The organism is Clostridium sp. SGI.024, assembly GCF_050315195.1.
In the GTDB taxonomy this organism is placed as follows: Bacteria; Bacillota; Clostridia; order Clostridiales; family Clostridiaceae; genus Clostridium.
Map to the genome: position 1 here is coordinate 1 of NZ_JBNPON010000134.1, position 1,892 is coordinate 1,892.

1 protein-coding gene is annotated in these 1,892 nt (G+C 23.6%); it reads left to right on the forward strand.

Going from position 1 to position 1,892, the window contains the following annotated elements:
* The first annotated feature begins 843 nt into the window (after nucleotides 1-843).
* A complete protein-coding gene (locus ACQRD5_RS17045; RefSeq protein ID WP_427747100.1) occupies nucleotides 844-1,680 on the forward strand; it encodes a hypothetical protein in 837 nt (278 codons plus the stop codon).
* The last annotated feature ends 212 nt before the right edge of the window (nucleotides 1,681-1,892 follow it).

A 1,892-nucleotide genomic window follows, 5' to 3' on the forward strand; every position in this document is an offset into this window, starting at 1 on the left:
AAAGATTTTCTTGTCAACATATTTTTTATTGAATTTTTTTCATTCAATTTTGTTGTTTGAAAACCTGTTTCGTAAGGAACGATTTACATATTATCATATTAATATCATTTTACATTATAATAAGTCTTTAATATATCGTATTTTTCTCGTTATTATATATAGTTATTTGCATTATTCTATGTTTTATACATATTGATACATCTGGATTAGTTGTTGTTGATATTTTTATAAAAAATACCTGAAAAAAATTATTAGATACTTATTTTTAAAACATTTTGGGATTTATAATAGAACTATTTATTATTCTATTTCCATCTTACATATTACAACTACTACCTAACATTTTATTACTACCTATAATAGCTTTATTTATTACTACATTATCTACTATCATTATATTCTAATACTTTACAATTAAATATATCCTCCAATAAACCTTTTCGTTTCTTTCATGTTTCTAGATAAAATTAATTGTATATATTTAACCATATCTATATATTTATATATATCCTTCGCTGTTTATATCCATGCCCTTACTTTTGTTTATATTCTTTATTATTAGTCATATATTAGAAATATATTATGTAATTTAATTAAGTGTTGATTTATTATACTATTTTAAATCAATCAAAAATATACCATCAATATTTTATGTAAATATAATCCAGATTGCTTTATAATAAATATATATTAATTAGTAATTATATTATAAGACTAGTTGCTTTGATGTTTAAACTACTGGATAAATTAGAATTTGTAACTAAAACAGAGAGAAAATAAATGGATAAAATAATATTGAAAAAAATGACTTTAGAAGATATCCTAGAAATTTACAATTGAAAAGTGGAAAATACCGGATTATTTTATGGGCAATTTATTGATGATTATACTTTTCAGGGGATTGAATCATGGCAGTTCAAATCTAAAGATGGAGGAGTATTACCTACCATCTTTAATGGTAATCTTAAAGTGACAAAGTTATATACAGAACAACGTGAACCTGAATATATAGATATTAATTTAGATCCTATTCCACTAACTTTAGATAGTAGTACTATAGCTGTTAAGAAATATGAACTAAATAAAACAATTATATCTAGAGATAGAGTAATTAAAGTTTTAAATGCAAAAGAATATCCTACTGGTATTTTCCTTAATTTTGAATATCAGATAGGAGAATTCGCTTTATTTAGATATTACTTTCTTTGGGATAGCGATAAAGGTATTTTAAATGAGAAGACTATTAGTCCAAATAGAGAAGAATCTACATCAATTATGCAGCATAATCCTCCAAGTGAAAGTGGGGAGGTGTATTTAATACCATATCAGTATAATACAAGTGGTAATAGGGAAAAGATATTGATACCATTAGAAAAAGGTAAATTTGATTTTGGTAGTCAGGGCTCCATTGAAATTTTAGATATTAATGATGTAGTTGATATGACAGAAATAAAGGTACGATGTACAGGAAACTACGCTGCATATAATCTTAGTTTTGAAGGTGAAGGGGAAAAGGAGTATTATGATCCAATTTATAAAAAAGATGAAAAGAATTTAGGTGTTTTAGATACTGAGAAAACCTTTGTATTTAAAAAACTAGATAGAAATAAAAATTACTATATATATGAGAGACTAAACAACTATAAAATATTATATGATCAGATGATTAAAATTAAGTAATATTTTATTCATGGTGATGAGATTAATTTTAATAGGGGATTAATTCCCATAATGAGATGTCTAAATGACATCTCTATTTATTTTGAATGCATATAAACAAGTGACAATATATTTATACTATCTATTATCAACACCAGTTTAAGCAGAATTAATTAAATATAAGAATTTTTAACAACAAAAAAGACTTAAGATTTATCTTAAGTCTTTAATCA